The following is a 26,704-nucleotide window of genomic DNA, read 5'->3' on the forward strand; positions in this document are numbered from 1 at the left end:
ACGCCGCCCCCGGCTCCGGCGCCCGCCCCGCAGGCATCCGCCCCGCAGGCGCCCGCGCCGAAGGCCCCGGCCGAGGCCGACGGCCACGGCGGCACCCCGTACGTCACGCCGCTGGTCCGCAAGCTCGCCACCGAGCACGGCATCGACCTGGCGACGCTGACCGGCAGTGGCGTGGGTGGCCGCATCCGCAAGCAGGACGTGCTCGCCGCCGCCGAGGCCAAGCAGAAGGAGCAGGCGCCCGCACCCGCGGCGCAGGCTCCGGCCGCACCCGCCCCGCAGCGTCCGAGTGCCCCGGCGCCGGCGGCACCGTCGCCCGAGCTGGCCGCACTGCGGGGCACCGTGCAGAAGGCGAACCGGATCCGCCAGGTCATCGCGCAGCGCACCCGCGAGTCGCTGCAGACCTCGGCTCAGCTCACCCAGGTGTTCGAGGTCGACGTCACCAGGATCGCCCGGCTGCGCCAGCAGGCCAAGGCCGGCTTCGCCGAGCGTGAGGGCGTCAAGCTGACGTTCCTGCCGTTCTTCGCGAAGGCGACCGTCGAGGCGCTCAAGCAGCACCCGAACGTCAACGCCTACCTCAACGAGGAGTCCAAGGAGATCACCTACTTCGGCGAGGAACACCTCGCCGTCGCGGTGGACACCGAGAAGGGCCTGATCTCCCCGGTCATCCACAACGCCGGCGAGCTGAACCTGGCCGGCCTCGCCAGGGCGATCGCGGACGTCGCGTCCCGCACGCGCGCGAACAAGATCAAGCCGGACGAGCTGTCGGGCGGCACCTTCACGGTGACCAACCTGGGCAGCAACGGCGCCCTGTTCGACACGCCGATCATCAACCAGCCGCAGTCCGGGATCCTGGGCGTCGGCTCGGTCGTGAAGCGGCCGGTCGTGATCACCGACGCGGACGGGCAGGACACCATCGCCATCCGGTCGATGGCCTACCTCGCCCTGACCTACGACCACCGCCTGATCGACGGCGCCGACGCGGGCCGGTTCCTGACCACGATCAAGCAGCGCCTGGAAGAGGGCCAGTTCGAGGACGAGCTGGGTCTGTAGCCGAAGTACAGCCTCAGGGGCGCGTCGCGGATCCTCGCGGCGCGCCTCTGTGCTTCTTGTGCTTAAGGTGTTGCCATGCGTGTACTCGTCGCCGGATCGCATGGACTGATCGGCACACCGCTGACCAAAACTCTGCGCGAAGCCGGGCACGACGTGCGAAGGCTCACGCGTGGCGGCGGTGAGTTCTCCTGGGATCCGCCTTCGGGCCGGATCGACGAGCACGCGCTGGACGGCGTGGACGCGGTGATCAACCTGTGCGGGTCGCCGATGGGCCTGCGGTGGAGCGCGGCACGCAAACAGATGATCGTGGACAGCCGGATCGAGCCGACCGAGGTGCTCGCCGAGGCCGTCGCCGAACGCGGCATCGCCACGATGATCAACGCGTCGGGCGTCAACTTCTACGGCGACACCGGCAGCCGGATCACCGACGAGAGCGCACCCCACGGCGAGGGTTTCCTCGCCGGGTTGTGCCAGGCGTGGGAAAGCGCGACCGGACCGGCGGCACGTTCGGGCGCTCGGGTGGTGCGGCTGCGGACCGGCCTGGTGCTCAGCGGGCACGGCGGCCTGCTGGGCCCGCTCAAGCCGCTGTTCTTCCTCGGTCTCGGTGGGCGGCTGGGCAACGGGCAGCAGTACATGCCGTGGATCAGCCTGGCCGATCAGGTCGCCGCGATCCAGTTCCTGCTGGAGCACGAGTCGGTCTCCGGCCCGGTGAACATGTGCAATCCGGAACCGGCGACGAACGCGGAGTTCACCAAGGCGCTCGGGCGGGTGCTGCACCGGCCGACGCCGTGGTGGGTGCCCGGGATCGCGCTGCGCACCGCACTCGGCGAGACCGCGGAGGAGATGGCGCTGGTGTCGCTGCGGGTCGTGCCCGCCGTGCTGACCAAGGCCGGGTTCACCTTCACACACACCACTTTGGACTCCGCGCTGGCGGCGGCGCTTTGATCCGCTGGCTCGTGTCCGGGATCGTCGGCCTCGGACTGTTCGTCGCGCTCGGCTTCGCCGTGGCCAAGCATCCACTGGGTGTCGACATGTCGGTCGCCGGTGCGTTCCAGGGGCTGTGGCGGGGAACGCTGGGTCAGGTCACGACGATCGTGAGCGACGTGCTGGGCCTCCTGCTGCCGTCCGTGCTCATGATCGGCGTGCTGCTGGGCGCCGCACTCGCCTGGTACCGGCGGGCCCGGCACGAGGCCGGGATCGCGCTGCGGGCGCTGGCCGTCTACGCGTCGGGCCGGTGTGTCAGCTGGCTCGGCAAGCCGCTGTTCATCCGGCAACGCCCGCGCAGCTACGCGCAGTTCTCCTACCCCAGCGGGCATGTGGTGTCGATCGCGAGCGCCGGGCTGGCGGCGGTGCTGCTGTGCGTGTGGCTCGCGCCGAAGCTGGTCCGGTGGGTCGCGATCACCGCCGGTGCCGCGACATTGCTCGTGGCGTTCACGCGGCTGCTGCTGGGCGTGCACTGGCTGACCGACACCGTGGGCGGTGTGCTGGGTGTGCTCGGTGTCGGACTCGTCGCCGCGAGTGTGCTGCGGCTCCTACCGAAGCCGGTGTCCGCGCGGGCGTGCGCGGCGTAGCCTGCCAGATGTGAGTGCCAAGTCTTGCCGCGCCAGTGCAGATCCGGTCGACGTCCGCCCGATCGGCACGATTGACTACCTCGAGGCGTGGGAGTTGCAGCGGACGTATGTGAACGCTCGCGCGGACGGCGCGGGGCCGGACACGATGCTGCTGCTGGAGCACCCGTCGGTCTACACCGCGGGCAAGCGCACCGAGCCGGAGGACCGGCCCGCCGACGGCACCCCGGTGATCGACGTCGACCGTGGCGGCAAGATCACCTGGCATGGCCCGGGCCAGCTCGTCGGCTACCCGATCATCAAGCTGGGCGACCCGATCGACGTCGTGCACTACGTGCGGCGCATCGAGGAGGCGCTGATCACCGTGTGCGATCAGCTCGGGGTGCACACCGGCCGGGTCGAAGGCCGCAGCGGCGTGTGGGTGCCTGCCGACGACCGCGGCCCGGAACGCAAGATCGCCGCGATCGGCATCCGGGTGCAGCGCGGCGTGACGATGCACGGTTTCGAGCTGAACTGCAACGCCGACCTCAGCGCGTTCGACAAGATCATCCCGTGCGGCATCCGGGACGTCGGCACGACGTCGTTGTCGCGGGAACTGGACCGCGACGTCACGGTGGCCGAAGCACTCCCGCTGGCCAGCGACGCGGTGCTGGCCGCACTGGAAGGCGACCTCCCGGTGACCGACGATCGCTGGCTGCCACGGCCCGAGGCGCCGAAGGCCGCGGGCGTCACCTTCGCACTGCAGCCGTAACGCATGCCGTGCGGGACCCGCTCCTGGCGTACACGGCCAGGAGCGGGTCTCTCATCGGTTTTCAGTCGAGCTTGGGGGCCACGTCGGAGGCGATGACCTCCAGGTGGTCCAGGTCGGCGATGTCCAGCACCTGCAGGTACAACCTGGTGATCCCGGTTTCCTCGCGGATGCGGCCGATCTTGTCGACCACCTCGGCCGGGCTGCCGGCGAGGCCGCTCTCCTTCAGCTCCGCCACCTCGCGCCCGATGGCGGCCGCGCGACGGGACAGTTCGGTGTCGTCGCGGCCGACGCACACGACCTGCGCGATCGACCGGGTGATCTCCTTCGGGTCGCGGCCTGCGGCGCGGGCCGCGACGTCCACCCGCTCGAACTGTGCGGCCGCGGTCGCGCTGTCGACGAAGGGCAGGTTGAACTCGTCGGCGTACCGCGCCGCCAGCTGCGGGGTGCGCTTCTTGCCCGCACCGCCGATGATCACCGGCGGGCGCGGGGTCTGCGCGGGCTTCGGCAGCGCGGGCGAATTCTCCAGCCGGTAGTACTCGCCCTGGAAGCTGAACGTCTCCCCGACCGGCGTCTCCCACAGTCCGGTGACGATCTCCAGCTGCTCGGCGTAGCGGTCGAAGCGCTCCTTCATCGGCGGCAGCGCCAGCCCGTAGGCGGTGTGCTCGTCGGCGAACCAGCCCGAGCCGAGCCCGAACTCGACGCGCCCGCCCGACATCTGGTCCACCTGCGCCACGGAGATCGCCAGTACCGACGGGTGCCGGAACGTGGCGGCGGTGACGAGCGTGCCCAGGCGGACACGCGAGGTCTCGCGGGCGAGACCGGCCAGGGTGATCCACGCGTCGGTCGGCCCGGGAAGCCCGGAGCCGTCCCCCATTTTCAGGTAGTGATCGGAACGGAAGAACGCGTCGAACCCGCCGTCCTCGGTCGCCTTCGCGATGCGGAGCAGGTCGTCGTAGCTGGCCCCTTGCTGGGGTTCGGTGAAGATCCTCAAGTCCACGCGCTCCACCCTAAAGGGTTTTCCGAAACCGCCGACGGCACGCGTCCGACCTGCTAAGTTCCGGCCGAGATCGAACTGGGGACGTACGACCGTGAATTACCCCTCCGGGCCCACGGTCCCCGTCGACGAGGCCAAGGCCACGCTCGTCGAGCAGGTCGCGAAGACCTACTTCCCGTGAAGCGGGCCGCTCACGCGGGTTCGCCGGTGCGGCGCACCCGGGTGAGCAGCTGCACGATCACACCCTCGACCTGCGCGCCGACCTTCTTCGGGTCCGGCGAGCTGGCGATCTCGGTCGCGGCGGAGGACAGCGCGCCGAACAGCAGCCGGGCGGTGATCTCCACGGGCACGCTGTCCACCTCGCCCGCCTCGATGAGGTCCTCCAGGCTGGAGCGGATCAACCCGAAACTCGCCCGGTCCTCGGCCTCGCGCCAGCGCTCCCATCCCATGACCACCGGCGCCTCGTGAATGGCAATGCGCTGATAAGCGGGATCGAGGCAGCTGGAAATGAATTCGCGCAGACCTCGTAATGCGCGTTCCCACGGCGGTTCCGGGCCGTCCATGATTTCTTCCAGACGACCGAAAACACCACTTTCCACTTGCGCGAAAGCGGCTTCGAAGAGGGCCTGCTTACCACTGAAATGGTGATACAGCGCACCTTTGGTCACCCGAGCCCGTTTCGCGACCTCGTCGAGCGAGGTACCCGCATAACCGCGTTTCGTGAACAGTTCCACCGCGCTGTTCACGAGCGCCGACCGGGTGGACTCGGAATAGTCTTCTCGCCTGGACCGCATTGTCACCACGCTCACAAGCTTACGCCAGAGCCCCCTTCACATACCCGTGGTATGTTGGCCGTGTCAGTTCCATACCGACAGTATGCCGCAAACCGCGAGTATGTACGGGGTCACAGAAGGGGGTACCCCTCATGAGCTGGAACGACTACTACCGCCGACGGGACGTCATGGAGACCGTGCTGCGGCTGGCCGCCCGTGATCCGGAAGGGCCATTGCCGTTCGCCGAGGTCAGTGGCGCGCGAGAGGCTTTCGGCAGCGAGGAGCAACTGCTGCTCGCGCTGCACTACAAGTGGACACAGGTGCTCAGCGGGCACCTGCGCGCCGAACTGCTCGGCGAGGACGACCACGTGGACGCGGTCACTCGGGCCTGGCGTGCCGCCGTCCGCGGCAACCGCGCATTGCGCGCGGTGCTCGACGCCAACCTCGACCGCTCCCCGGCGCTGCGCCCGGTGCACGAGGCCGAGGTGCGCATGCTCGCCATCGCCGCGGGCCTCGCCGAAGCGGGCGAGCCCACCGCCGAGGTGACCAAGGTCGGCGCGGCGTTTTCGACGCTGCTGCGGCAGCGCCCGGAGCCCCGCCGCGGCCGCACCCGCGGTCCGGTGGGCCAACTGCTGAAGATGCTCGCGCCCAGCGCGTAAACGTAGTAAGCAAGGGCCATGCGCAAATGGACCACGGCTGATATTCCGGACCAGACGGGGCGCACGGCGCTCGTCACGGGTGCGAACTCGGGACTTGGTCTGTTCAGCGCGAAAGCACTGGCGGCGGCGGGCGCGCGCATTCTGCTCGCCTGCCGCTCCCGCGAGCGTGGGGAGCGGGCGCTGCGCGCGGTGCACGGCGTCGCCACGACCGAACCCAAGCTGATCCAGCTGGACCTGGCCGAGCTGGACTCCGTGCGTTACGCGGCCGCCGAGGTCCGCGAGAGCACCGGCGACGCGCTCGACATCCTGATGAACAACGCGGGCCTGATGGCCACGCCCAGGGCACTGACCGCGGACGGTTTCGAGCTCCAGTTCGGCACCAACCACCTCGGGCACGCCGCGCTCACCTGGCTGCTCATGCCCGCACTGCGCGGCGGCCGCGAGCCGCGCGTGGTCACGTTGTCGAGCCTGGCCGCGCGGGGTGCGCGACTGGACGTCGCCGACCCCAACTTCGAGCATCGCCGCTACAACCCCGGTACCGCCTACGGCCAGTCGAAGCTGGCCAACCAGGTGTTCGCGCTCGAGCTGGATCGCAGGTTGCGCGCGGCGGGCGAGGACGTGATCAGCGTCGCCGCACACCCCGGTTACACCGCGACCGGACTCAGCCCGGCGATGGCCCGGTCGTACCCGAACAAGGTGGTGAGCGCGGTCATCGGTGGCGTGACCCACCTCGGCGACCTGCTGATCGCGCAGAACGTAGGGACCGGCGCGCTGCCGCAGCTGTACGCGGCCACCGCGCCGGGCGTCAACGGCGGCGACTACGTGGGCCCCGCCGGGCCCGGCGAATTGCGTGGATATCCGAAGATCGTGCAGCCGCTGCGGCCCGCGCTCGACCACGGGACGGGCGCCGCGTTGTGGGAGCTGACCGCCAAGCTGACGGGGATCACTCCGGACCCGGCCTAACGCCAGTACGGGCGTACCCTGGAGCGCGTGACTGTTGCGCCTGAAGGTCGGAAACTGCTGCGGCTCGAAGTCCGCAACAGTGAGACCCCGATCGAGAAGAAGCCGTCCTGGATCAAGACGCGGGCCAAGATGGGCCCGGAGTTCACCGAGCTCAAGGGCCTGGTGCGCCGGGAGGGCCTGCACACGGTCTGCGAGGAAGCCGGCTGTCCCAACATCTACGAATGCTGGGAGGACCGCGAGGCGACCTTCCTGATCGGCGGCGACCAGTGCACCCGCCGCTGTGACTTCTGCCAGATCGACACCGGCAAGCCCGCCGCGCTGGACACCAGCGAGCCGCGCAAGGTCGCCGAGAGCGTCCAGGCGATGGGCCTGCGCTACTCCACCGTCACCGGCGTGGCCCGTGACGACCTGGAAGACGGCGGCGCGTGGCTGTACGCCGAGACCGTCCGCCAGATCCACGCGCTCAACCCCGGCACCGGCGTCGAGCTGCTGATCCCCGACTTCAACGCCGACCCCGCGCAGCTGGCCGAGGTGTTCGGCTCGCGGCCGGAGGTGCTCGCGCACAACGTCGAGACGGTGCCGCGGATCTTCAAGCGGATCCGCCCCGGCTTCCGGTACGCGCGGTCGCTGGAGGTCATCACCAAGGCCCGCGAGGCCGGACTGGTGACCAAGTCGAACCTGATCCTCGGCATGGGCGAGACCCCCGAGGAGGTCGAGCCCGCGATGCGCGACCTGGTCGACGCCGGGTGCGAGATCCTGACCATCACCCAGTACCTGCGCCCGTCGCTGCGGCACCACCCGATCGACCGGTGGGTCAAGCCGGAGGAGTTCGTCGAGCACTCGCGCGTCGCCGAGACGCTGGGCTTCGCCGGGGTCATGGCCGGTCCGCTGGTGCGCTCGTCGTACCGGGCCGGCCGGCTCTACGCCCAGACCAAGGCACACCGCGGTGAGGCGCTGCCGGAGAACCTCTCGCACCTGGCCGAGGCCGGGCCGGCCGCCCAGGAAGCCAGCAGCCTGCTCACTAGGGGATGAATCAGGGCTGATCCCGGAGCCGGGAACCGTGCCGGTCACGTTACGTTGAACCCACCAGACGGGCGAAACGGACAAGGGGAGAGACGTGGCGCTGGTAACCGAGGTTCTCGACTGGCTGCAGAACCTGCCGCAGCCGGCATTGGTCGGCGCCACGGGTGCTCTCGTCTTCCTCGAATGCACCATCGGGCTCGGCTTTCTCGCGCCCGGCGAGTCGGGGCTGCTGATCGCGGCCACCACCGCGAGCACGGTGCCGCGGTTCCTGATCCTGTGGGCGGTGGTGACGGTCTGTGCCGTCGCCGGTGACTCGATCGGTTACGCCATCGGCAGACGGTGGGGACCGAAGCTGCGCGAGACGAAGCTGATCCAGCGCTACGGCGTCGACGCGTGGGACAAGGCCACCGGCATCCTGCAGCGGCGGGGTGCGTGGGCGGTGTTCTTCGCCCGCTTCCTGCCGGTGGTGCGCACGCTCACCCCCGCGGCCGCGGGGACCTCGGGACTGCCGTACCGGAAGTTCCTCCCGGCCGCGTTCGCGGGCGCGTTCTGCTGGTCGGCGCTGCACATCAGCCTCGGCGCGGCGCTGGGCGAGGCCGCGAAGCGGATCGAGGGCATCATGAGCACCGGCGGCCTGATCGTCGTCGGTGTCCTGGCCGCGGTCGCCGTCTTCTTCCTGCTGCGCTGGAAGAAGCGCAAGACGATGAAGGTCGTCGACCAGGACACCGACACGAAGAGCAAGGCTTCCTAGCTCTTGATGGGCCGGTGCACGTTGGTGGCCTCGGAGGCCCCGGCCCGCCAGTCCGCGATCCACGGGCCGGTGCCTTCGCTCGGGTCGAAGATGCCCTCCTCCAGCCACGTGTACCGCCCGCCGAGCACCTGCTTGGTGAGCTCGACGTTGGCGTCGTCGGTGTTGTCCCACAGGGCGTCGAACAGGTTCTCGACGCGCAGCTTCGCCTGGCGGCAGAACACGTCGGCCAGCTCGCGTGCGGCGTCGGTGTCCTGCATCTGGGCGCGCACGCAACTGGCGGCCATCGCGAACAGCTCCGCGCCGATGTCCACGATCCGGGCGAGGAAGCCCTGGCGCTTTTCCAGAGCCGCCTGCCAGCGCGCCATGCCGTAGAACGTGGACCGCGCGAGCTTGCGGGCGGTGCGTTCGACGTAGCGCAGATGCGGGGCCAGCACGCCGAACTCGCGGAACGACGTGGGCACCTGCCCCTTGCCGCCGACCAGCTGCGGCAGCCATTTCGCGTAGAAGCCGCTCGCCTTGGCCGCGGCCTTCGCCTTGGTCTGCAGGTCCGCCTCGGCGTCGGCGAGCGCCCCGGCCGCGGACAGGTGCGCGTCCACGGCCTCGCGGGCGATCAGCAGGTGCATGATCTCGGTCGAACCTTCGAAGATGCGGTTGATCCGCAGGTCCCGGACAAGCTGCTCGACGCCGACCGCCCGCTCCCCGCGCGCCGCCAGCGACGCCGCCGTCTCGTAGCCGCGCCCGCCGCGGATCTGCATCAGCTCGTCGGCGACCTTGCACGACATCTCGCTGGCCCACAGCTTCGCCAGCGCCGCCTCGATCCGGATGTCGTTGCGGCCCTCGTCGCTCATGTACCCGGACAGTTCCTGCACGCTTTCCATGGCATACGTCGTGGCGGCGATGAACGAGATCTTGTTCGCGACCGCGGCGTGCTCGGCGATCGGCTTGCCCCACTGGACCCGTTCCGCCGACCATTCGCGCGCGATCTTCAGGCACCACTTGCCCGCTCCGGCGCACATCGACGGGATCGACAGCCGTCCCGTGTTCAGTGTCGCGAGCGCGATCTTGAGGCCCTTGCCTTCACCGCCGACGACGTTTTCCTTGGGCACGCGCACCTTGTGGAACCGGGTCACGCCGTTTTCGATGCCGCGCAGGCCCATGAACGCGTTGCGCCGTTCGACGGTGATTCCGGGCGTGTCCATCTCGACGATGAACGCCGTCACGCCGCCGCGGTGCCCGTCGGATTTGGGCACCCGCGCCATGACGACGACGAGTTCGGCCACGACGCCGTTGGTGGTCCACAGCTTCACGCCGTCGAGTTCGTAGGCCTCGCCGTCCTCGGTCGGCACCGCCGAGGTCGCCAGCCGCGCGGGATCGGAGCCGACGTCGGGCTCGGTCAGCAGGAACGCGGTGACCGCGCCCTTGGCGCAGCGTGGCAGGAACTTCTGTTTCTGCTCCGGGGTTCCGGCGAGCTTGAGCGGCTCCGGGACGCCGATGGACTGGTGCGCCGAGAGCAGCACGCCGAGCGTCGGATGCACCGAGCCGACGAGCATCAGCGCGCGGTTGTAGGCGACCTGGGACAGGCCGAGACCGCCGTAGGACTCGGGGATCTTGATGCCGAAGCAGCCGAGTTCGGCCAGTCCCTTGACGTACTCGTCGGGGATCTGCGCCTCGCGTTCGATCACCGTGCCGTCCACGGTCGCGCAGTACTCGCGCAGGGCCGTCAGGAACTTCTCGGCCTTGGCCTCGGCTTCCGGGGTCGCGCGCGGATGCGGGTGGACCAGGTCGAGCCGGAACCGGCCGAGGTAGAGCTCCTTGGCGAAGGAGGGCTTGTGCCAGCCGGACTCCCGCGACTCTTCGGCGAGAGCACGAGCTTCCTTTTCCGTCACCTTCGTTCGAGTCGCCATCGTCACGCCCTCCTCGCCGAGCCGTGTCAAGATCAATGTGATGCGCGTTACTCTCCAGTGTTACTTATCGGTAGCGCCAGCGCCACCCTGTCGAGTCACACCGCTCACGACTGATGGCATCCGGCCGCGCGACGCGGGACTATTCGGATATGCCCGAGGTGCGCCTGCCCAGACCCGTCGGGTTCGTGCTCGGCGGCGGCGGAAGCCTCGGCGCCATGCAGGTCGGCATGCTGCGCGCGCTGCACGAACACGACCTGCGGCCCGATCTCGTCGTCGGCACGTCCGTCGGCTCGCTCAACGGTGCCGTGCTGGCGAAGGATCCGGCCGACGCGATCGAGCGGCTGCACAAGACGTGGGCGCACATGACGCGGCAGGAAGCCTTCCCCGGCGGCGTTTTCAGCCGGGTCCGGACCCTGGCGCACGCGAAGACGCATCTGTTTCCCAGTACCGGCCTGAGCTCGATCATCACCGAGCAACTGGGCGCCGGCGCGACCTTCGAGGATCTCGCGCTGCCGCTCGGTGTCGTGGCCACCGAGGTCGATACGGCCGAACCGTTGCTGATCACCGAGGGCGAACTGCTGCCGCCGCTGCTCGCCAGCGCCGCGATCCCCGGGATCTACCAGGCGGTCGAGTACGAAGGCCGCACACTGTACGACGGCGGGCTCGTCGCGAACGTGCCGCTGCGGCAGGCGTTGTCGATGGGCGCGAAGTCGCTCGTGGTGCTCGACTGCGCGTTTCCCGGGCAGATCCCGTCCCCGCCGCACACGATCGCCGAGGTGCTGATGTACACGGCGATGGTCAGCATGCGCAACCAGGCCGTACTGGAGGCGCCGATCGCGGCGGCGGAGGTGCCCGTGGTGTATCTGCCGGGCCCGGTGCCGGTGCGGATGAGCCCGCTGGACTTCCGGCACACCGATCAGCTCGCGAACAGCGCGTACGACGCCGCGAACAGCTATCTCGACAAGCTCACTGTGGACGGTCCGGGCCTGTACGGCGGGCCAGGCGTAAAGGTCGCGTGAGCGCGGAAAACGAGTCGTGACGCACGCCACTGCGATGCAACAAGCCGGGCCGGAGGGCGTCTACCCGGTGGCGGTAGTTTTGAAGACTCAGGCGTGCCACCCCCGACCCTCCACAAAAGAGACCACATGGTGTTCAGAAAGTCTGTACTTTTTTCCAGAAGAGGCCGCTTCGGCGCTTTCGCCGGACTTTTGCTGGTCGGCGTCCTCGCACTGTCGGCGTGCACTTCCGGCAATTCGGGCAATGGTTCTGGTACCGGTAATTCCGGGCAAACCTCGCCGGCCGCTCCCGCGGTCGCAGTGTCGATCGAGCCCGCCAACGCCACCGACGTCAACCCGACCACCCCGATCGTCGTCAAGGCGGCCAACGGCACGCTGACCGACGTGACGGTGAGCAACAGCGACAAGGGCAGCAAGGTCGGCGGCACGCTCTCGGCGGACAAGACCACGTGGACCTCCAAGGACGTCCTCGGCTACGGCGCGACCTACACCGTGCTCGCGCACGCCGCCGACTCGTCCGGGAAAACCGTTGAACAGCAAGGCAAGGTGACGACGGTCAAGCCGTCGAAGCAGGCGAACGCGAACCTGATCCCGGCGCCGTCGTCGGTCGCGCAGACCGGGGTGGGCGTCGGCCAGCCGATCGTGTTCCAGTTCAGCTACGCGGTGAAGAACAAGGCCGATGTGGAAAAGCAGCTGTCGGTGCAGTCGAACCCGCCGCAGCAGGGCTCGTGGTACTGGGTCGACGACAAGAACGTGCACTACCGGCCCAAGGAATACTGGCAGCCCGGCACCACGCTGACCGTTTCGGCGAAGATCTACGGGGTCGACTTCGGCAACGGCGTCTACGGTGCGGAGGACCGCACGGAGACCTACCACGTGCACGATTCGTGGATCGCCAAGGCCGACGGCAACACCGAGCAGATGCAGATCTTCCACAATGGACAAATGGTGAAGTCCATGCCGATCTCGATGGGCAAGGACGCGACACCGACGCACCTTGGCGCGCACGTCATCTCGTTCAAGGCACAGACCTACACAATGGACTCGTGCACCTACGGCGTCTGTCAGGGTGACCCGAACTGGTACCGCTCCGACGAAAAGTGGTCGGAACGCATTTCCAACGACGGCGAGTTCGTGCACGAGAACCCCAACAGCGTGGGCGCACAGGGCAGCTCGAACGTCTCGCACGGCTGCATCAACCTCAACGCCGACAACGCGCAGTGGTTCTTCAACAACCTGGGCCTCGGCGACGTGGTCGAGGTGACCAACTCGGGCGGCAAGCAACTCCCGGTGTGGGACCTCTACGGCGACTGGGCGCTGTCCTGGGACCAGTGGCAGCAGGGCAGCGCGCTGAAGTAGCGGTCATGATGGGGGCATGACGACGGTGCAACGGGCCAGGGAGCTGGTGGCGGGGGCGAGCCGCATCGTGGCGCTGACGGGAGCCGGGGTCTCCACCGAGTCGGGGATCCCGGACTTCCGCGGCCCGCAAGGGGTGTGGACGCGCAATCCCGCGGCGGAGCGGTTGTCCAACATCGACGACTACGTGGCCAGCCGCGAGGTGCGCGAGGAGTCCTGGCAGGGCCGGCTGGACCACCCGGCGTGGCAGGCCGAACCCAACGCGGCGCACCGGGCCTTCGTCGAACTGGAGCGGCGCGGCAAGCTCGCGGCGCTGCTGACTCAGAACATCGACGGCCTGCACCAGAAGGCGGGCTCGAATCCGGACCTGGTGCTGGAACTGCACGGCACGATCGCCGAGTCGGTGTGCCTGTCCTGCGGCGACCGGCGCGATATGCACGAGACGCTGGACCGGGTGCGCGCCGGCGAGGCCGATCCGGACTGCCAGTACTGCGGCGGGATCCTCAAGTCCGCCACCATCTCCTTCGGCCAGCCGCTGGACGTCGAGGTGCTCGAACGTGCGCGGGTCGCGGCGATGACCTGCGATCTGATGATCGCCGCCGGTACCTCGCTGACCGTGGAGCCCGCCGCGGGCCTCGTCGCCATCGCGGCCTCCGCCGGAGCTGCGGTGATCATCTGCAACGACGCCGAAACCCCGTACGACGGGATAGCCGATTTCCTGCTGCGCGACCGGCTCAGCGAGGTGCTGCCCGCGCTCCTGTGATCGGCGGGATCAGTGTCCTCGCCGGGCCGGGATCGGGATCGGCTCGGTGACGGCTTCCGCGTCCTGCGCCACGGGAACCGGCCCGATGCCGCGTCGCTGCAGCTTGTGCCACGGCAGCCGGGCACCGGCCACGGCGGTGACCACCGACTGCACCACCACCAGGTACATCAGTTGCCGGTAGACGACCTGCTGCGCCGCCAGGTACAGCAGCGGGCGCAGCGGCTCGCGGTCGAGCCGGAACGCGACGATGCCGGGAATGACCTGCAGCACAAGGAAGAACAGCCAGTAGCCGAGCAGCACCGGCCAGCGTTGGGTGAACATCCCGAAGATCGCGGCGGCGTCCACGAACGGCGCCAGCACGGGAAGCAGCACCTGGAACAGCAGGAGGTAGGGCAGGCCGCGACGCCCGAGCCGCCCGCCCGTGCCCCGTTCCAGCACGGCCCGACGGTGCTTCCACACCGCCTGCAGCGTGCCGTAGCACCACCGGTACCGCTGCTTCCACAGCTGCCCCAGCGTCGCGGGTGCCTCGGTCCACGCGATCGCCGTCGGCTCGTACACCACGCGCCATCCCGCGCGTTCCAGCGCCATGGTGAGGTCGGTGTCCTCGGCGAGCGTGTCCACCGGCACCCCGCCGCAGCGCAGCACCGCCCGCCTGCGGAACGCGCCGACCGCCCCGGGCACGGTCGGCATACATTCGCCCACGTCGTACATGCGGCGGTCGAGGTTGAACCCGATCACGTACTCGATGTGCTGCCACTTGCCGAGCAGCCCGCCGCGGTTGGCCACCTTCGCGTTGCCGGAGACCGCGCCGACGTCCGGATCGGCGAACGGCCGCACGATGGCGCGCACCGCCCCGGCGTCGAGCACGGTGTCGCCGTCGACCATCACGACGAGCTCGGTGCGCGCCGCGGCGAGCCCGGTGTTCAGCGCGGCGGCCTTGCCCGCGTTGCGCTGCTTGATGAGCCGGACCCGCGAGGACACCAGCCGCTCCACGATCTCGGCGGTGCCGTCCGTCGAACCGTCGTCCACCACGATCACTTCGACCGGATGCGTCGAGGCGAGCAGGGACGAGATGGTGGCCTCGATACCCGCTTCCTCGTTGTAGGCGGGCACGATCACGGTCACCGGGCCGCGGATCGGTTTTCGCTTGCGCGGGCGGCGGCGCACGTGCACCGCGGTCGCGGCGAGCACGAAGATCATGCGCGCGATCGCGAGCACGCCGGCCGCGACCATGAGCACGGTCAGCGAGCCCGCCACGAACTGGCTGAGCCGCACGGCGAACACGAACACCGTGCCCGCGACCTTCGTCCGCAGATCGGCGGGCGAGTCCGTGCCGGTCACGCCGACCGCGCCGCTCACCGTGTCGAACCGCCAGCCCTGGGCCTGCAGCGCCGGGATCAGCCGTTCGAGCGCGGCGACGGTCTGCGAACGGTCGCCGCCCGCGTCGTGGAACAGCACCACGGCACCCTTGCCGTCCCGTGGTGTCGCATTGGCCACGACGGCGCCCATGCCGGGCTGCCGCCAGTCCTCGGAGTCGAGATCGGAGAGCACGACCAGCCTGCCGTCCGCGCCGATGCGCCGCACCGCCTGCCATTCCGCGTCGTCGAGGCTGGCCGGGCTGCTCGAGTACGGCGGGCGCACCAGCGACGGGACCACTCCGGCGGCGTGGGCGAGCGCGAGGTCGGTGGCCTGGAGTTCGAGGTTCTGCCGCAGCGGGCCGGTATCGCGCAGGTCCGGATGGCTCATGGTGTGGTTGCCGATCTCGTGGCCGTCGGCGAGCACCTGGCGCACCAGATCCGGGTGTTGCGCCGCGCGTGCCCCCGTTTCGAAGAACGTCGCGTGCACCTGGTAGCGGGCCAGCACGTCCAGCACCGCGGGAGTCCATTGTGGATCGGGTCCGTCGTCGAAGGTGAGCGCGATCGTCTTGTCGTGCGGGCGCAGCGCGACCGGCGTGCTCGTCCGGGCATCGATCAGCGCGCCACCGTTGCTGATCGCCGAGGGCACCGTCGCCGCGGCGCCGGTCGGTGCGATCTCGTCGTCGTTGAACGAGCCGAACACGACGGCGTTGAGGGCGAGCAGCAGGACGGTGAAGGCCAGCACCGTGCACAGCAACAGCCAATGCGCCCTCGGCGGCGCGGCCACGCGATGTTTCATCAGGGATGGCGTCCCGTGGAGGTGTCCTTGCCGGGCGGTACCGACGGGGCATGGGTGTTGCGGCTGGTGGAGGCGGCGAGGGTGGTCCCGGCGCCAGGGGCCGGAGCCGCGGCGGTGGTGAGGGCGACCGCCCCGGCGATATCCGGCGCGGGCGGGAGCTGATCCGGGTTGGCGGAGGTCGTGACGTCTCCCTGCGTCGTGCCCGGCACCGTCGCGGGGCCGGCCGGAGCGGGCGCGACGGGCGGCGCCGCGTTCGGTGGGGCCGGTGTGGCGGGGTTGTTCACCACCGGCAGCGGCAGCAGTGGCGACGACGGGATGGGCGCACCGAGCAGCGCCGCGACCAGTGCCGCGACATACAGGCCCACCAGGGCGCACCCAGCGATCACGACCCCGCGCAGGAGCCTGCCTCGGCGTCCGGAGGGATCGGCGAACACGGAGTCGACCGTGTCCAGTTCGACGGTGTCCGCCGTTTCCAGATCGATGTCGGTCATGATCCTCCCTGCTCGGGGAGGCAAGTTTAAATGATGAAAAGTCGATCAGAATTGCGGTGCCGAAATCAGCTGAAAGCAATTTCCCGACAATTTCAGCGGAATGCGATTTCCCGCCGGAATCGTTGCCGGGAGGACTCGGGCGGGCCCGGCTCCCCCCCTCTGGTCCAGGCCCACCCGAGCTAACGCCTTCGCACCCGAACCGCCGCACGATCCCCCGCGGACGCCGACGAAGGGCGCGGGATTACCGAACGTGTCCAATCCGGAACCGGATCTGGCAACTCCCCGGATAACCCGGCTCGTGGTCCCATCCCCGGACCGCCAGCCAGGCCGCCACAGCGCGTAGCGAATCCCCTTGATGATGAAGGCGAGACAAGATTTACCCGGTTGCTCTACGTAGCGCTACCTCAGGGCGACAACGATCACTCAGATGGAGCAGCCAATGTCACGTACTGTAGTTGCGCGGCCGAGCGCCGTGTCCGGCGGGCACGGAGTTCGAAGATTCCGAGCGCCAGCGCGATGAGCACGAACCCGACCGAGCACACCATCGCGACCGACAGCGCGGTGGCGTAGTCGCCGCCCGAGGAAGTGACCACGCCACGCAGGACCCCGGCGAGCACGGCGGTGCCGATCGCGGTACCGATGCGTTGTCCCGTCTGCAAAGCGCCGCCCGCGACCCCGGCCATCCGCGTCGGCACGCATTCGAGCGTCAATGTGGTGTTCGGGGAGATCACCATGCCGCCGCCGATGCCGGCGACGAGCAGTGGCGCGATGATCGTCCAGCCGATGTCGGCGACGGGGACGAGCCAGGCCAGCAACGCCACGGTGACCAGGCCGACGGCGACCAGGCTCAGTCCGGTGACGGTGAGCTTGCGGCCGAGGCCGGCGACGAGGCGCCCGGCGAGCGCCGCCGACACGGCCGAACCGATCGCGAACGGGGTGACCAGCAGGCCGGACCGCAGTGGCGAATAGCCGAGCCCCTGCTGGAAGAAGATCGCGAACACGAGCCAGATGCCCGCGAAACCGCAGAAATAGGTGGCGCCGAGCGCCGCGCCGGACGCGTAACCGGGGGTGGAGGTGAACAATCTGATGTCCATCAGCGGCGAGCGGCCGTGCCGCACCGTGCGGCGCTCCCACCGGACGAACGCCAGGCCGAAGATCACGGCGGCGGGGAAGAGCCACCACAGGCGGCGCAGCCCGCCCTGCTCGGACTCGACCAGCGGGAGCAGCACACCGAGCACGGCGAGGCCGAGCAGGGCGACGCCGAGGAAGTCGATCTCGTCGCGAAGCCTGGTGCGGCGCCCGGGTTTCTCCGGGACGAGACGCGTCGCGAGCACGAACGCGACGACGCCGATGGGCACGTTGACGTAGAACACCCACCGCCAGCCGTCCTGCTCGCCGAAGATGGCCAGGATGAGGCCGCCGAGCACGGGCCCGACCGCGGTGGAGATGCCGACGACCGCGCCGAACAAGCCGAACGCGCGGCCGCGCTCGGCGCCGCGGAACAGGTCCTGGATGAGGCCGGAGTTCTGTGGGGTGAGCATGCCCGCGGCACAGCCCTGCAGGAGGCGGCCGACGATGAGGAGGGTGGCGTCGGGGGCGGCGCCGGTGAGCGCGCTGGTCGCGACGAACCCGGCGAGGGCGATGAGGAACATACGTCGCCGGCCGAAGGTGTCGCCGAGGCGCCCGCCGGAGACGAGCACGAGGCCGAAGGTCAGCGCGTAGCCGGAGATGACCCATTGGGCGGTGCCCGCGTCGGCGCCGATGCCGCGTTGGATCGACGGCAGGGCGACGTTGACGATGCTGACGTCGAGCAGGCCCATGAACCCGGCGGCCAATGTGACCGCGAGCGCCTTCCACCGGCGGGGATCTGGCTCATGGGCGGTTTCCCGGGTGTCCGCCACTCACCCATCTTGACTCGCTTAGCGAGGGTAAGCAGGGCTCGGCCGCTGCCACGGCCTGGCTCGCGGCGCACTCCTCAGGCCCGACTCGCGCGCACTGCCGGAGCCCTACTCGGGCGCTTCCCGGGCGCAACTCGGGCGCATCCCGCGCCCTACTCGACCGCGCCCTGGCCTCAACTCGCGCGCACCCCTGGCCCGACTCGACCGCGCCCTGGCCCCAACTCGCGCACACCCCAAGCCCGACTCGGCCGCATCCCCGGCCCGACTCGGCCGCATCCCGGCCCCGACTCGCGCGCACCCCAGGCCCGACTCGGCCGCTGCCTGGCCCCAACTCGCGCACGCCCTGGGCCCAACTCGGCCGCACGCCAGGCGCAACTCGCGCATACTCCGCGCCCGACTCAGCCGCACCCCGGCCTCAACTCGCGCGCACCCCGGGCCCGACTCGGGCACGCCCTGGCCCCAACTCGGCCGCATCCCAAGCCCGACTCGGCCGCACCCTGGCCCCAACTCGGGCGCACGCCGACCCCAACTCGGGCGCACCGCGGCCCCAACTCGGGCGCGCTCCAGGGCCGACTCGGGCGCGCGGAAGGCTCGACTCGCGGGTTAGGTGCCGGCGGTGATTCCGGGGATGCCCTTCAGTTCACCCATCAGCATCGACGTGACCTTGACCGGGTAGTCGTAGAGGGCGAACACCGTCTCGCGCTGGCGGCCGATCAGCTTCAGCCGCACCGGGGTCTCGCCCTTGTGCGCGAGCAGTGTCTGCTTCAGCTCACCGACGACGCTCTTGTCCAGTTTCTCTGCCGAGCAGTTCAGCACGAGCGGCGGTTCGTCCTCGCCGTTGCCCACCTCGGACAGGTCCAGCGGCACCAGACCGCCGCCGAACACCGACATCTTGTCCTCGCGCCAGTTCACCCTGCCCTTGACCAGCACCGCGTTGTCCTCGATCAGATCGGCGGAGAACATCGCGTAGGACTTCGGGAAGAACAGCACCTCGAGCGCGGCGTCCATGTCCTCGACCGTGCAGATGGCCCAGGGCTCGCCCTTCTTGTTGACCCGCCGCTCCAGCGACGTGATCAAGCCGGAAATGATCAGCTCGCCTTCCTTGGGCGGGTTGTCCAGGATCGCGGCGATCGGGCGCGGCGCGTGTTTGCGCAGGATCCGCTCGGCGCCGTCCAGCGGGTGCGCCGACACGTACAGGCCCAGCATCTCCCGTTCGTACGCCAGCAGCTGCTTGCGCGGCCACTCCTCCTCGGTGAACTTCAGATGCGCCAGCGGCGAGGACGACGGCGCGGGCTCGGCGCTCTCGTCGCCGCCGAAGCCGAACAGGTCGAACTGGCCCATCGCCTCCTGCCGCTTGAGCGGCACCACGGCGTCGACCGCGTCCTCGTGCACCTGGATCATCGCCAGCCGCGTCGCGCCCAGCGAGTCGAACCCACCGGCCTTGATCAGCGATTCGATGACCCGCTTGTTGCAGGCCACCAGCTCCGACTTGTCCAGGAAGTCGGTGAACGAGGAGTACTTGCCCTTCTCCTCGCGGGTCTTGATGATCGACTCGACCACGTTCGCGCCGACGTTGCGGACCGCGCCCATGCCGAAGCGGATCGCCTCCCCGACCGCGGCGAAGCGCTGGCCCGATTCGTTGACGTCCGGCGGCAGCACCTTGACGCCGAGCCTGCGGCACTCCGACAGGTACACCGCCGACTTGTCCTTGTTGTCACCGACCGAGGTCAGCAGCGCGGCCATGTACTCCGCGGTGTAGTTGGCCTTGAGGTAGGCGGTCCAGTACGAGACCAGGCCGTACGCGGCCGCGTGGCTCTTGTTGAACGCGTACCCGGCGAACGGGAGGATCGTGTCCCACAGCGCCTGGATGGCCTCGTCGGAAAAGCCGTTCGACCTCATCCCGGCGTGGAAGCCCTCGAACTCCTTGTCGAGGACCTCCTTCTTCTTCTTACCCATCGCGCGGCGCAGCACATCCGCTCGGCCCATCGTGTAGCCGGCGACCTTCTGCGCGATGTGCATGATCTGCTCCTGATAGACGATCAGGCCGTAGGTGTCGGCCAGGATCTCCTTCAGGGGCTCTTCCAGCTCGGGGTGGATCGGCTTGACCTGCTGCCGGCCGTTCTTGCGGTCGGCGTAGTCGTTGTGCGCGTTCATGCCCATCGGGCCGGGGCGGTACAGCGCGCCGACCGCGACGATGTCGTCGAACACGGTGGGCTGCATGCGGCGCAGCAGGTCACGCATGGGGCCACCGTCCAGCTGGAACACGCCGAGCGTGTCACCGCGGGACAGCAGTTTGTAGGTCTCGGGGTCGTCGACGCCGAGGGTGTCGAGGTCGACGTCCTCGCCACGGTTGGCCTTGATGTTGTCGATGGCGTCCCCGATGACGGTGAGGTTGCGCAGACCGAGGAAGTCCATCTTCAACAGGCCGATGGCCTCACACGACGGGTAGTCCCAGCCGGTGATGATCGAACCGTCGTCACGCTGCCACAGCGGGATCGCGTCCATCAGCGGTTCGCTGGACATGATGACCGCACAGGCGTGCACGCCCGCGTTGCGGATCAGGCCTTCGAGACCGCGGGCGGTCTCGAAGATCGTCTTGACCTCTTCGTCGGTCTCGACCAGCGTGCGGACCTCGGCGGCCTCGCCGTAGCGCTCGTGTTCGGGGTTGACGATGCCGGACAGCGGGATGTCCTTGGCCATGATCGGCGGCGGCAGCGCCTTGGAGATCCGGTCCGCGATCGAGTAGCCCGGCTGGCCGAAGTGGACCCGCGCCGAGTCCTTGATCGCGGCCTTGGTCTTAATGGTGCCGAACGTGATCACCTGCGCGACGCGGTCGGCGCCGTACTTCTCGGTGGCGTAGCGCACCATCTCGCCGCGGCGGCGGTCGTCGAAGTCGATGTCGATATCCGGCATCGACACCCGCTCGGGGTTGAGGAACCGCTCGAACAGCAGCTTCTGCGGAATCGGGTCCAGGTTGGTGATACCCAGCACGTACGCCACGAGCGAGCCGGCGGCCGAACCACGGCCGGGGCCGACCCGGATGCCGACGCTGCGCGCGTAGTTGATCAGGTCGGCGACGACGAGGAAGTAGGCCGGGAAGCCCTTCCCGATGATGACGTCGAGTTCCTTCTCGATGCGCTCCTCGTAGCCCTCGGGGGCCCCCTCCGGGAAACGCCACTTCATGCCCTCGGCGACCTCGGCACGCAGCCAGCTCGCCTCGTCGTGCCCGTCCGGGACCCCGAAGACCGGCATCCGGTCCTTGTGGGTGTAGACGTCCTCGTAGCTCTGCACGCGCTCGGCGATCAGCAGCGTGGAGTCACACGCGCCGGGGACCTCGGAGTCCCAGTACTCGCGCATGTCCGCGGCCGACTTCAGGTAGTAGCCGTCGCCGTCGAACTTGAACCGGTTCGGGTCATTGAGCGTCTTGCCCGACTGCACGCACAGCAGCGCCGAGTGCGAGTCGGCCTGGTCCTTGGTGACGTAGTGCGAGTCGTTGGTGGCCAGCGGGCGGAGGTTGAGCTGCTTGCCGATCTCGAGCAGGCCCTCGCGGACCGACCGCTCGATGGGCAGGCCGTGGTCCATCAGCTCGAGGAAGAAGTTGTCCGGGCCGAAGATGTCGCGGTAGTCGGCGGCCGCCTGGACGGCCTCGGCCTTCTGACCCAGCCGCAGCCGGGTCTGCACCTCGCCGGAGGGGCAGCCGGTGGTGGCGATGATGCCCTCGTGGTTCTCCGCGATCAGCTCGCGGTCCATCCGGGGCTTGCGGTAATAGCCCTGCATCGAGGCCAGCGAGGAGAGCTTGAACAGGTTGCGCAGGCCGGTGGCGTTCTCGGCGAGCATCGTCATGTGGGTGTAGGCACCGCCACCGGAGACGTCACCGCCCTCGCCGTACTCGTCGGCGCCACGCTGGTTGGCCTGCCCCCAGAAGACCGGCTTCTTGTGGAAGCGCGACTCGGGCGCGATGTAGGCCTCGATGCCGATGATCGGCTTGAGCCCGGCCTTGCGGGCCTGCTGGTAGAACTCGTCGGCGCCGTACATGTTGCCGTGGTCGGTCATGCCGACGGCCGGCATCTCCAGCCGCGCGGCCTCCGCGAACAGAGGAGCGATCTTCGCCGCGCCATCGAGCATGGAGTACTCGGTGTGCACATGCAGGTGAACGAAGGAATCGTTCGACACCAGCGAAAACCTCCCCTTAGCGGTACTTCCCGGGCCTGGGGGATCAGCCTAGCCCTGGGCACCGACAGTTTCGCGAAGGCGTGCCGGTCCGCTCACGCGTAGCTCGGGTCACAAGCTCCCCCTAGTGTCGATCTCATGGACGTCAGCAGGTACCGGGCCGAGACACCCGGTTGTGCCGAGGTGATCCACTTCAACAACGCGGGCGCGGCCCTGCCGCCGGCCGTCGTGGTCGACACGGTCGTCGACTACCTGCGCGAGGAGGCCGTGCGGGGTGGCTACGAACTCGCGGCGGCCACGCGCGGCCGGTTCGAGGACGTCTACGCCTCGGTCGCGCGTCTGCTCGGCGCCCGCGCCGAGGACGTCGCGCTCGCCGACAACGCCACCCGGTCGTGGCAGGCCGTGTTCTACGCGTTACGGCTCGGCCCCGGCGACAAGATCCTCACCTGCCGCTCGGAGTACGCCAGCAACGCCATCGCCTACCTTCAGTCCGGCGCGCGGGTCGAGGTGGTGGCCGACGACGCGACGGGCCAGCTCGACGTCGCCGACCTGGAGCGCCGCATCGACGGCAACGTGAAGCTGATCTCGATGAACCACGTGCCCACGCACAGCGGGCTGGTCAACCCCGCCGAGCAGGTGGGCGCGATCGCCGAGCGCGCCGGTATCCCGTTCCTGCTCGACGCGTGCCAGAGCGCGGGTCAGCTCGATCTCGACGTCACCAGGCTGCGCTGCGGCGCGCTGTCCGCGACGGGCCGCAAGTACCTGCGCGGGCCCCGCGGCACCGGCTTCCTCTACGTGCACCCCCGGCTGCGGGACCGGCTGGAGCCCGCGATGCTCGACCTGCACTCGGCCACCTGGACCGCGCCCGGCCGCTACGAGGTCGACCCGACCGCGAAACGGTTCGAGGTGTGGGAACGCAACTTCGGGATCACGCTCGGTCTCGGCGCCGCCGTGGACTACGCGCTCGAGATCGGCCTGCCCGCGATCGAGGAACGCGTGCGCGTGCTGGCCGCCCGGCTCCGCGAGGCGCTCGGCGCGCTGGCCGGCATCACGGTGCACGATCGCGGCGCGCGAAAGTGCGGCATCGTCACCTTCAGTGCCGCCGGCCTGCCCTCGCCCGAGGTCAAGGAGCGGCTGGCGAAGGCGGGCATCAACACCTCGGTCACCCACCGCACCTCCGCGCAGTACGAGTTCACCGCCCGCGACCTGCCGGAGGCCGTCCGCGCCTCGGTGCACTACTACAACACCGACGACGAGATCGACGCGCTGGTAACGGAAATCGGGCGGATCACCGCCGCCGCGTGAGGCTGGTCTTCATCTCCGAACGCGCGATGGAACCCGGCGGCACCAGCGTCACGGTGGCGGGGATCGTCAGCCGCCGCCGGATCGCGCGTTCGATCCACCGCGCCAGCTCGTCGCGGTCGCCGGGTGCCTCACCCCATTCGGCCTCGACGTTCAGCGGTGGTTCGACGCGCGGCCCGTCGGAGGGCAGCACGATCTGGATCGCGCCCGAGGTCCGGGGATGGAACTCGTGCACCAGATCCCTTACCGCGGAGGGGAAAACGTTCACGCCGAGCACGATGAGCATGTCGTCGGCGCGGCCGACGCAGCGGATGAGCGGGGTGGCGCCGTCCATCCCGGTCACGCGAACCCGGTCCCGGGTGCGGAAGCGCACGAGCGCGCAGCATTCCCGGTCGACCGAGGTGTAGACCAGCTCACCGGTCGCGCCCGGTTCGGGTTCGACGGGATCGCCGGAGGACGGGTCGACCAGTTCGGCGACGACGTGTTTTCCTCCTGTGTAACGCATTCCGGCGGTGCCGGGCCGTTCGGCGAACAGGATCGGGGCCATGTCCGCGTTGCCGAGCCCTTCGGTGACCGTCGCACCCCATTCGCGCTCCAGGTGCGCACGGAAGGCGGGCTCGCCGCCGCCGGGCTCGCCGCCGACCATGATCTTGCCCAGGCCCAACTCGCGTGGATCGCGGCCCAGCTTCTCGCGGATGTACTCGGCGAGATACCGCGCGTAGGACGGCGTGCTGTGCAGCGTCGTGGCGGCCAACGTGGACATCGCGAGCACGGCCTTCTCCGACGCGCCGGTACCGATGGGCACCATGGTGGCCCCGATCCGCTCGATCGCGTCCCGCACCGGAAGCCCGCCGACGAACAACGTCAGCCCCGCGCCGTGCACGACCACATCGGAGGCGACCAGCCCCTGCGTGTGCATCGCGTTCGCCGTCATTTCCGTCCACGCCGACGAATCCGCTCGTGTCACCCCGACCCAGCTCGGCTTTCCGGTGGTACCGGTGGAGGCGTGCACGCGGATGATCCGGTCCATGGCGACACCGGCGTGCCTGCCCAACGGTGGCGCCGCGGCCTGGCTCTCGCGCAGCATGTGCTTGGTGGTGAAGGGAAACTTGCTCAGCGCGTCAAGGCTTTCCAGCGCCGCAGGGGCGATCCCGTGCTCGGCGAACAGATCCGCGTAGAACGGCGAGCGCTCGACGAGCAGGTCGAGCCGGCGGCGGAGCGACGCGTGGACCTCGCCGATATCCTCCGCCGCCACGAAATGTGCGGTCATGGCGCAAGAATGCGGTTCGGCACGACGGGCGGGCGAGGCCGGTTCCGCGAGGCGGAAGCATCAGCGGCCCTTCACCGCGCCGCCATACCCTTTGGCGGACGGTGCACCGAGAGCACGCGAAATACCGCGCGCCGCGGCCGTCATGACCGGGACGAGAGCCCGCGGTTCGCATTCGTTCATGTGCACCACCAGGCCGAGCGCGGCGACCACCTCGTCGCCGGGGCCACGGATCGGTGCCGCCACGGCGACGCCCTCCAGGGTCAGTTGCTCCTCGGCGACGGCGATACCCGTGCGGCGCACCTCGGCGAGGGTGCGGCGCAGCACGCGCGGGTCGGTCACCGTCCGGTGCGTGTACCGCTTCAACGGCCGAGCGAGGACGTGTTCCTGCAGTTCGTGGCCGGCGAAGGCGAGCAGCACCAGACCGGTGCCGGTGGCGTGCAGCGGCCAGCGCTGCCCGAGTCTGCTCAGCACGGTGACCGCGCCGCGGGCGCGGATCGTCTCCACGTACACGACCTCGGCCCCGTCGCGGACGGCGAGGTGTACGTGGGCGCGGGTGGAATGGAACAGGTCCTCGAGAAACGGTTGTGCGAGTTCGCGGAGTTCGAGGCCACGCGGTGCCAGCGCGGCGAGTTCGAGCAGGTGCAGGCCGATGCGGTAGCGGCCGTCGGCATCGCGTTCGAGCGCACCCCAGTTGACCAGCTCACCGGCGAGGCGATGCGCGGTGGTCAGCGACAGGCCGGCGCGCCTGCTGATCTCGCTCAGCGTGAGAGTGCTGCGGCCCGGCGCGAACGCGTCGAGCACGGAGAGAAGGCGGCCCGCGGCTGTCATCGGAGTCGCGCCAGGCGACGTCGACGTGGCCCTCTGCATCAGACGCTCCTCAGGGTCGGCGTTGACCGTGGTGCGGCCAGATTACCGCCATTTCCGCCGATCTCGACCCTGTTGATCAGTGCCGTTTCGAGTATCAGCGTGTCGGCCGAGGCGGCATAGGACAATTGTCGCTGTACCCCATCAGCTCGACGCGCAACTACGAGGACAACATCGTTGTCTACGCGCGCGTGACCGGCTGAACCCGGTCGTCCCAGCCGAGCTGAGCGGATACGGCCAAAGCGGCGCGGGCGGTCACGCGGCCCGCGCCGTCGAGCCCGGCGCCGAGACGCTCGGCCGGTGCGGAGACGTTGAGTGCGGCCACCACCCGGCCGCGGAAATCGCGTACCGGCGCCGAGACGCCGACCAGCCCGGATTCGAACTCCTCCCTCACCTGCGCGAAACCGTCCCGCCTGCCTTGCCGGATCCGCGCCCACAACTCCGGCAGCCGGTCGCGGTCGCCGGGGAAGCGCACGTACAGCTCGTCCGGGGTGGCATCCGCCAGCAGCACCCGGCCCGCCGACGTGCAGTGTGCGGGCACGCCGCGGCCTTCCCAGCCGTGCACACGAAACGAATGCCCGGACACCGACAGCACGGTCAGCACCTCCTGATCCCGCAGCACGCACAAATGACAGGTCTCCTCCAGTTCGGCGGACAGTTCGCGCAGCACCGGTTCGGCCGCGCGCACCAGGCGGTCCTCGGCCGTGCGCGCCACGAGCGAGAACAGCCGCCAGCCCAGCCGGTAGCCCCGCGTGTCCGGATCCCGCTCCACGATGCCTTCCTCGGCGAGTGCCTTCAGCGCACGCGAGACCTGGCTCTTCTCCCGGCCCGCCAGTTCGGCGATCCGCACCACCCCGAGGCCGCCCGCATGTCTCGCTTCGGGCGTGGCCAGCGCCTCCAGCAGGCTGACATCACGCCGGAGCCCGTGTCCCGTCATGATCCGACCCTGCCTCGCGAGTTGTCGCCAGCGCAACACAGGTTGCG

22 protein-coding genes are annotated in these 26,704 nt (G+C 69.5%); 12 read left to right on the plus strand and 10 right to left on the minus strand.

Going from position 1 to position 26,704, the window contains the following annotated elements:
- The 4 genes from sucB to lipB all read left to right on the plus strand — a co-directional run.
- Positions 1 to 1,050 (plus strand): 2-oxoglutarate dehydrogenase, E2 component, dihydrolipoamide succinyltransferase (sucB, locus tag HFP15_RS36960; RefSeq protein ID WP_168522302.1); only part of this gene is annotated, 1,050 nt, incomplete at its 5' end.
- 75 nt (positions 1,051 to 1,125) lie between these two features.
- On the plus strand, positions 1,126 to 1,995 hold the full coding sequence (locus tag HFP15_RS36965; protein WP_168522304.1) for a TIGR01777 family oxidoreductase: 870 nt from the start codon (positions 1,126 to 1,128) through the stop codon (positions 1,993 to 1,995).
- An 11-nt stretch (positions 1,996 to 2,006) separates the two neighbouring features.
- Complete coding sequence (locus HFP15_RS36970; protein WP_312871930.1) at positions 2,007 to 2,621, plus strand: phosphatase PAP2 family protein; 615 nt, start codon at positions 2,007 to 2,009, stop codon at positions 2,619 to 2,621.
- 10 nt (positions 2,622 to 2,631) lie between these two features.
- Positions 2,632 to 3,369, plus strand: coding sequence for a lipoyl(octanoyl) transferase LipB (gene lipB / locus HFP15_RS36975; protein WP_376768923.1), 738 nt, complete (start codon positions 2,632 to 2,634; stop codon positions 3,367 to 3,369).
- A 61-nt stretch (positions 3,370 to 3,430) separates the two neighbouring features.
- On the opposite strand, the gene HFP15_RS36980 is transcribed toward lipB, so the two are convergent.
- Together HFP15_RS36980 and HFP15_RS36985 are read right to left on the minus strand one after the other, a co-directional pair.
- Positions 3,431 to 4,366: an LLM class F420-dependent oxidoreductase gene (locus tag HFP15_RS36980; RefSeq protein ID WP_168522306.1), complete on the minus strand. Its 936-nt coding sequence runs from the start codon at positions 4,364 to 4,366 to the stop codon at positions 3,431 to 3,433.
- 188 nt (positions 4,367 to 4,554) lie between these two features.
- The gene (locus HFP15_RS36985) at positions 4,555 to 5,157 is read right to left on the minus strand and encodes a TetR/AcrR family transcriptional regulator (protein WP_168522308.1); all 603 of its coding nucleotides are present in this window, start codon (positions 5,155 to 5,157) and stop codon (positions 4,555 to 4,557) included.
- A 131-nt stretch (positions 5,158 to 5,288) separates the two neighbouring features.
- Between HFP15_RS36985 and HFP15_RS36990 the strand changes: the two genes are divergently transcribed.
- The 4 genes from HFP15_RS36990 (at position 5,289) to HFP15_RS37005 (ending at position 8,532) form a co-directional block, all read left to right on the plus strand.
- Positions 5,289 to 5,795 carry a hypothetical protein gene (locus HFP15_RS36990; protein WP_168522310.1) on the plus strand — a complete coding sequence of 169 codons (507 nt, stop codon included), beginning with the start codon at positions 5,289 to 5,291 and terminating at the stop codon, positions 5,793 to 5,795.
- A gap of 18 nt (positions 5,796 to 5,813) precedes the next feature.
- Entirely contained in the window at positions 5,814 to 6,758 is a 945-nt protein-coding gene (locus HFP15_RS36995) for an oxidoreductase (RefSeq protein ID WP_168522312.1), read from the plus strand.
- 27 nt (positions 6,759 to 6,785) lie between these two features.
- Entirely contained in the window at positions 6,786 to 7,790 is a 1,005-nt protein-coding gene (gene lipA, locus HFP15_RS37000; protein WP_168522315.1) for a lipoyl synthase, read from the plus strand.
- 85 nt (positions 7,791 to 7,875) lie between these two features.
- Positions 7,876 to 8,532 carry a DedA family protein gene (locus tag HFP15_RS37005; RefSeq protein ID WP_168522317.1) on the plus strand — a complete coding sequence of 219 codons (657 nt, stop codon included), beginning with the start codon at positions 7,876 to 7,878 and terminating at the stop codon, positions 8,530 to 8,532.
- Here HFP15_RS37005 and HFP15_RS37010 read toward each other — a convergent pair.
- Entirely contained in the window at positions 8,529 to 10,436 is a 1,908-nt protein-coding gene (locus HFP15_RS37010) for an acyl-CoA dehydrogenase family protein (protein WP_168522319.1), read from the minus strand. The genes HFP15_RS37005 and HFP15_RS37010 overlap by 4 nt on opposite strands.
- 149 nt (positions 10,437 to 10,585) lie before the next feature.
- On the opposite strand from HFP15_RS37010, the gene HFP15_RS37015 reads away from it, so the two are divergent.
- From HFP15_RS37015 to HFP15_RS37025, 3 genes are all read left to right on the plus strand, one after another.
- Positions 10,586 to 11,455, plus strand: a complete 870-nt coding sequence (locus tag HFP15_RS37015) for a patatin-like phospholipase family protein (RefSeq protein WP_168522321.1) — start codon at positions 10,586 to 10,588, stop codon at positions 11,453 to 11,455.
- Between the two features lie 129 nt (positions 11,456 to 11,584).
- Positions 11,585 to 12,811 (plus strand): L,D-transpeptidase, encoded by a 1,227-nt coding sequence (locus tag HFP15_RS37020; RefSeq protein WP_376768924.1) that lies wholly within the window; start codon positions 11,585 to 11,587, stop codon positions 12,809 to 12,811.
- Positions 12,812 to 12,827: 16 nt separating this feature from the next.
- Positions 12,828 to 13,571, plus strand: a complete 744-nt coding sequence (locus tag HFP15_RS37025; protein WP_168522325.1) for an SIR2 family NAD-dependent protein deacylase — start codon at positions 12,828 to 12,830, stop codon at positions 13,569 to 13,571.
- 9 nt (positions 13,572 to 13,580) lie between these two features.
- Here the strand turns inward: HFP15_RS37025 and HFP15_RS37030 are convergent, their stop codons facing one another.
- The 4 genes from HFP15_RS37030 to dnaE all read right to left on the minus strand — a co-directional run bounded on the left by HFP15_RS37030 (position 13,581) and on the right by dnaE (position 22,287).
- Positions 13,581 to 15,725: a bifunctional polysaccharide deacetylase/glycosyltransferase family 2 protein gene (locus HFP15_RS37030; RefSeq protein ID WP_168522327.1), complete on the minus strand. Its 2,145-nt coding sequence runs from the start codon at positions 15,723 to 15,725 to the stop codon at positions 13,581 to 13,583.
- Positions 15,725 to 16,216, minus strand: a complete 492-nt coding sequence (locus HFP15_RS37035; RefSeq protein ID WP_168522329.1) for a hypothetical protein — start codon at positions 16,214 to 16,216, stop codon at positions 15,725 to 15,727. Before HFP15_RS37035 ends, HFP15_RS37030 begins: the two co-directional genes overlap by 1 nt.
- Before the next feature lie 419 nt (positions 16,217 to 16,635).
- Positions 16,636 to 18,117: an MFS transporter gene (locus HFP15_RS37040; protein WP_312871931.1), complete on the minus strand. Its 1,482-nt coding sequence runs from the start codon at positions 18,115 to 18,117 to the stop codon at positions 16,636 to 16,638.
- Between the two features lie 600 nt (positions 18,118 to 18,717).
- Positions 18,718 to 22,287, minus strand: a complete 3,570-nt coding sequence (gene dnaE, locus HFP15_RS37045; protein ID WP_168522331.1) for a DNA polymerase III subunit alpha — start codon at positions 22,285 to 22,287, stop codon at positions 18,718 to 18,720.
- A gap of 135 nt (positions 22,288 to 22,422) precedes the next feature.
- Here dnaE and HFP15_RS37050 point away from each other — a divergent pair, with 135 nt between their 5' ends.
- Positions 22,423 to 23,589: an aminotransferase class V-fold PLP-dependent enzyme gene (locus tag HFP15_RS37050; protein WP_168522333.1), complete on the plus strand. Its 1,167-nt coding sequence runs from the start codon at positions 22,423 to 22,425 to the stop codon at positions 23,587 to 23,589.
- Here HFP15_RS37050 and HFP15_RS37055 read toward each other — a convergent pair.
- From HFP15_RS37055 to HFP15_RS37065, 3 genes are all read right to left on the minus strand, one after another.
- Positions 23,573 to 24,856, minus strand: a complete 1,284-nt coding sequence (locus tag HFP15_RS37055) for a phenylacetate--CoA ligase family protein (RefSeq protein WP_168522335.1) — start codon at positions 24,854 to 24,856, stop codon at positions 23,573 to 23,575. The two genes, HFP15_RS37050 and HFP15_RS37055, sit on opposite strands and share 17 nt — an antisense overlap.
- Before the next feature lie 60 nt (positions 24,857 to 24,916).
- Complete coding sequence (locus HFP15_RS37060; protein ID WP_168522366.1) at positions 24,917 to 25,684, minus strand: IclR family transcriptional regulator; 768 nt, start codon at positions 25,682 to 25,684, stop codon at positions 24,917 to 24,919.
- A 217-nt stretch (positions 25,685 to 25,901) separates the two neighbouring features.
- Entirely contained in the window at positions 25,902 to 26,657 is a 756-nt protein-coding gene (locus HFP15_RS37065; RefSeq protein WP_168522337.1) for an IclR family transcriptional regulator, read from the minus strand.
- Positions 26,658 to 26,704 lie beyond the last annotated feature (47 nt).

It is taken from the genome of Amycolatopsis acididurans (assembly GCF_012328925.1).
GTDB lineage: Bacteria > Actinomycetota > Actinomycetes > Mycobacteriales > Pseudonocardiaceae > Amycolatopsis_E > Amycolatopsis_E acididurans.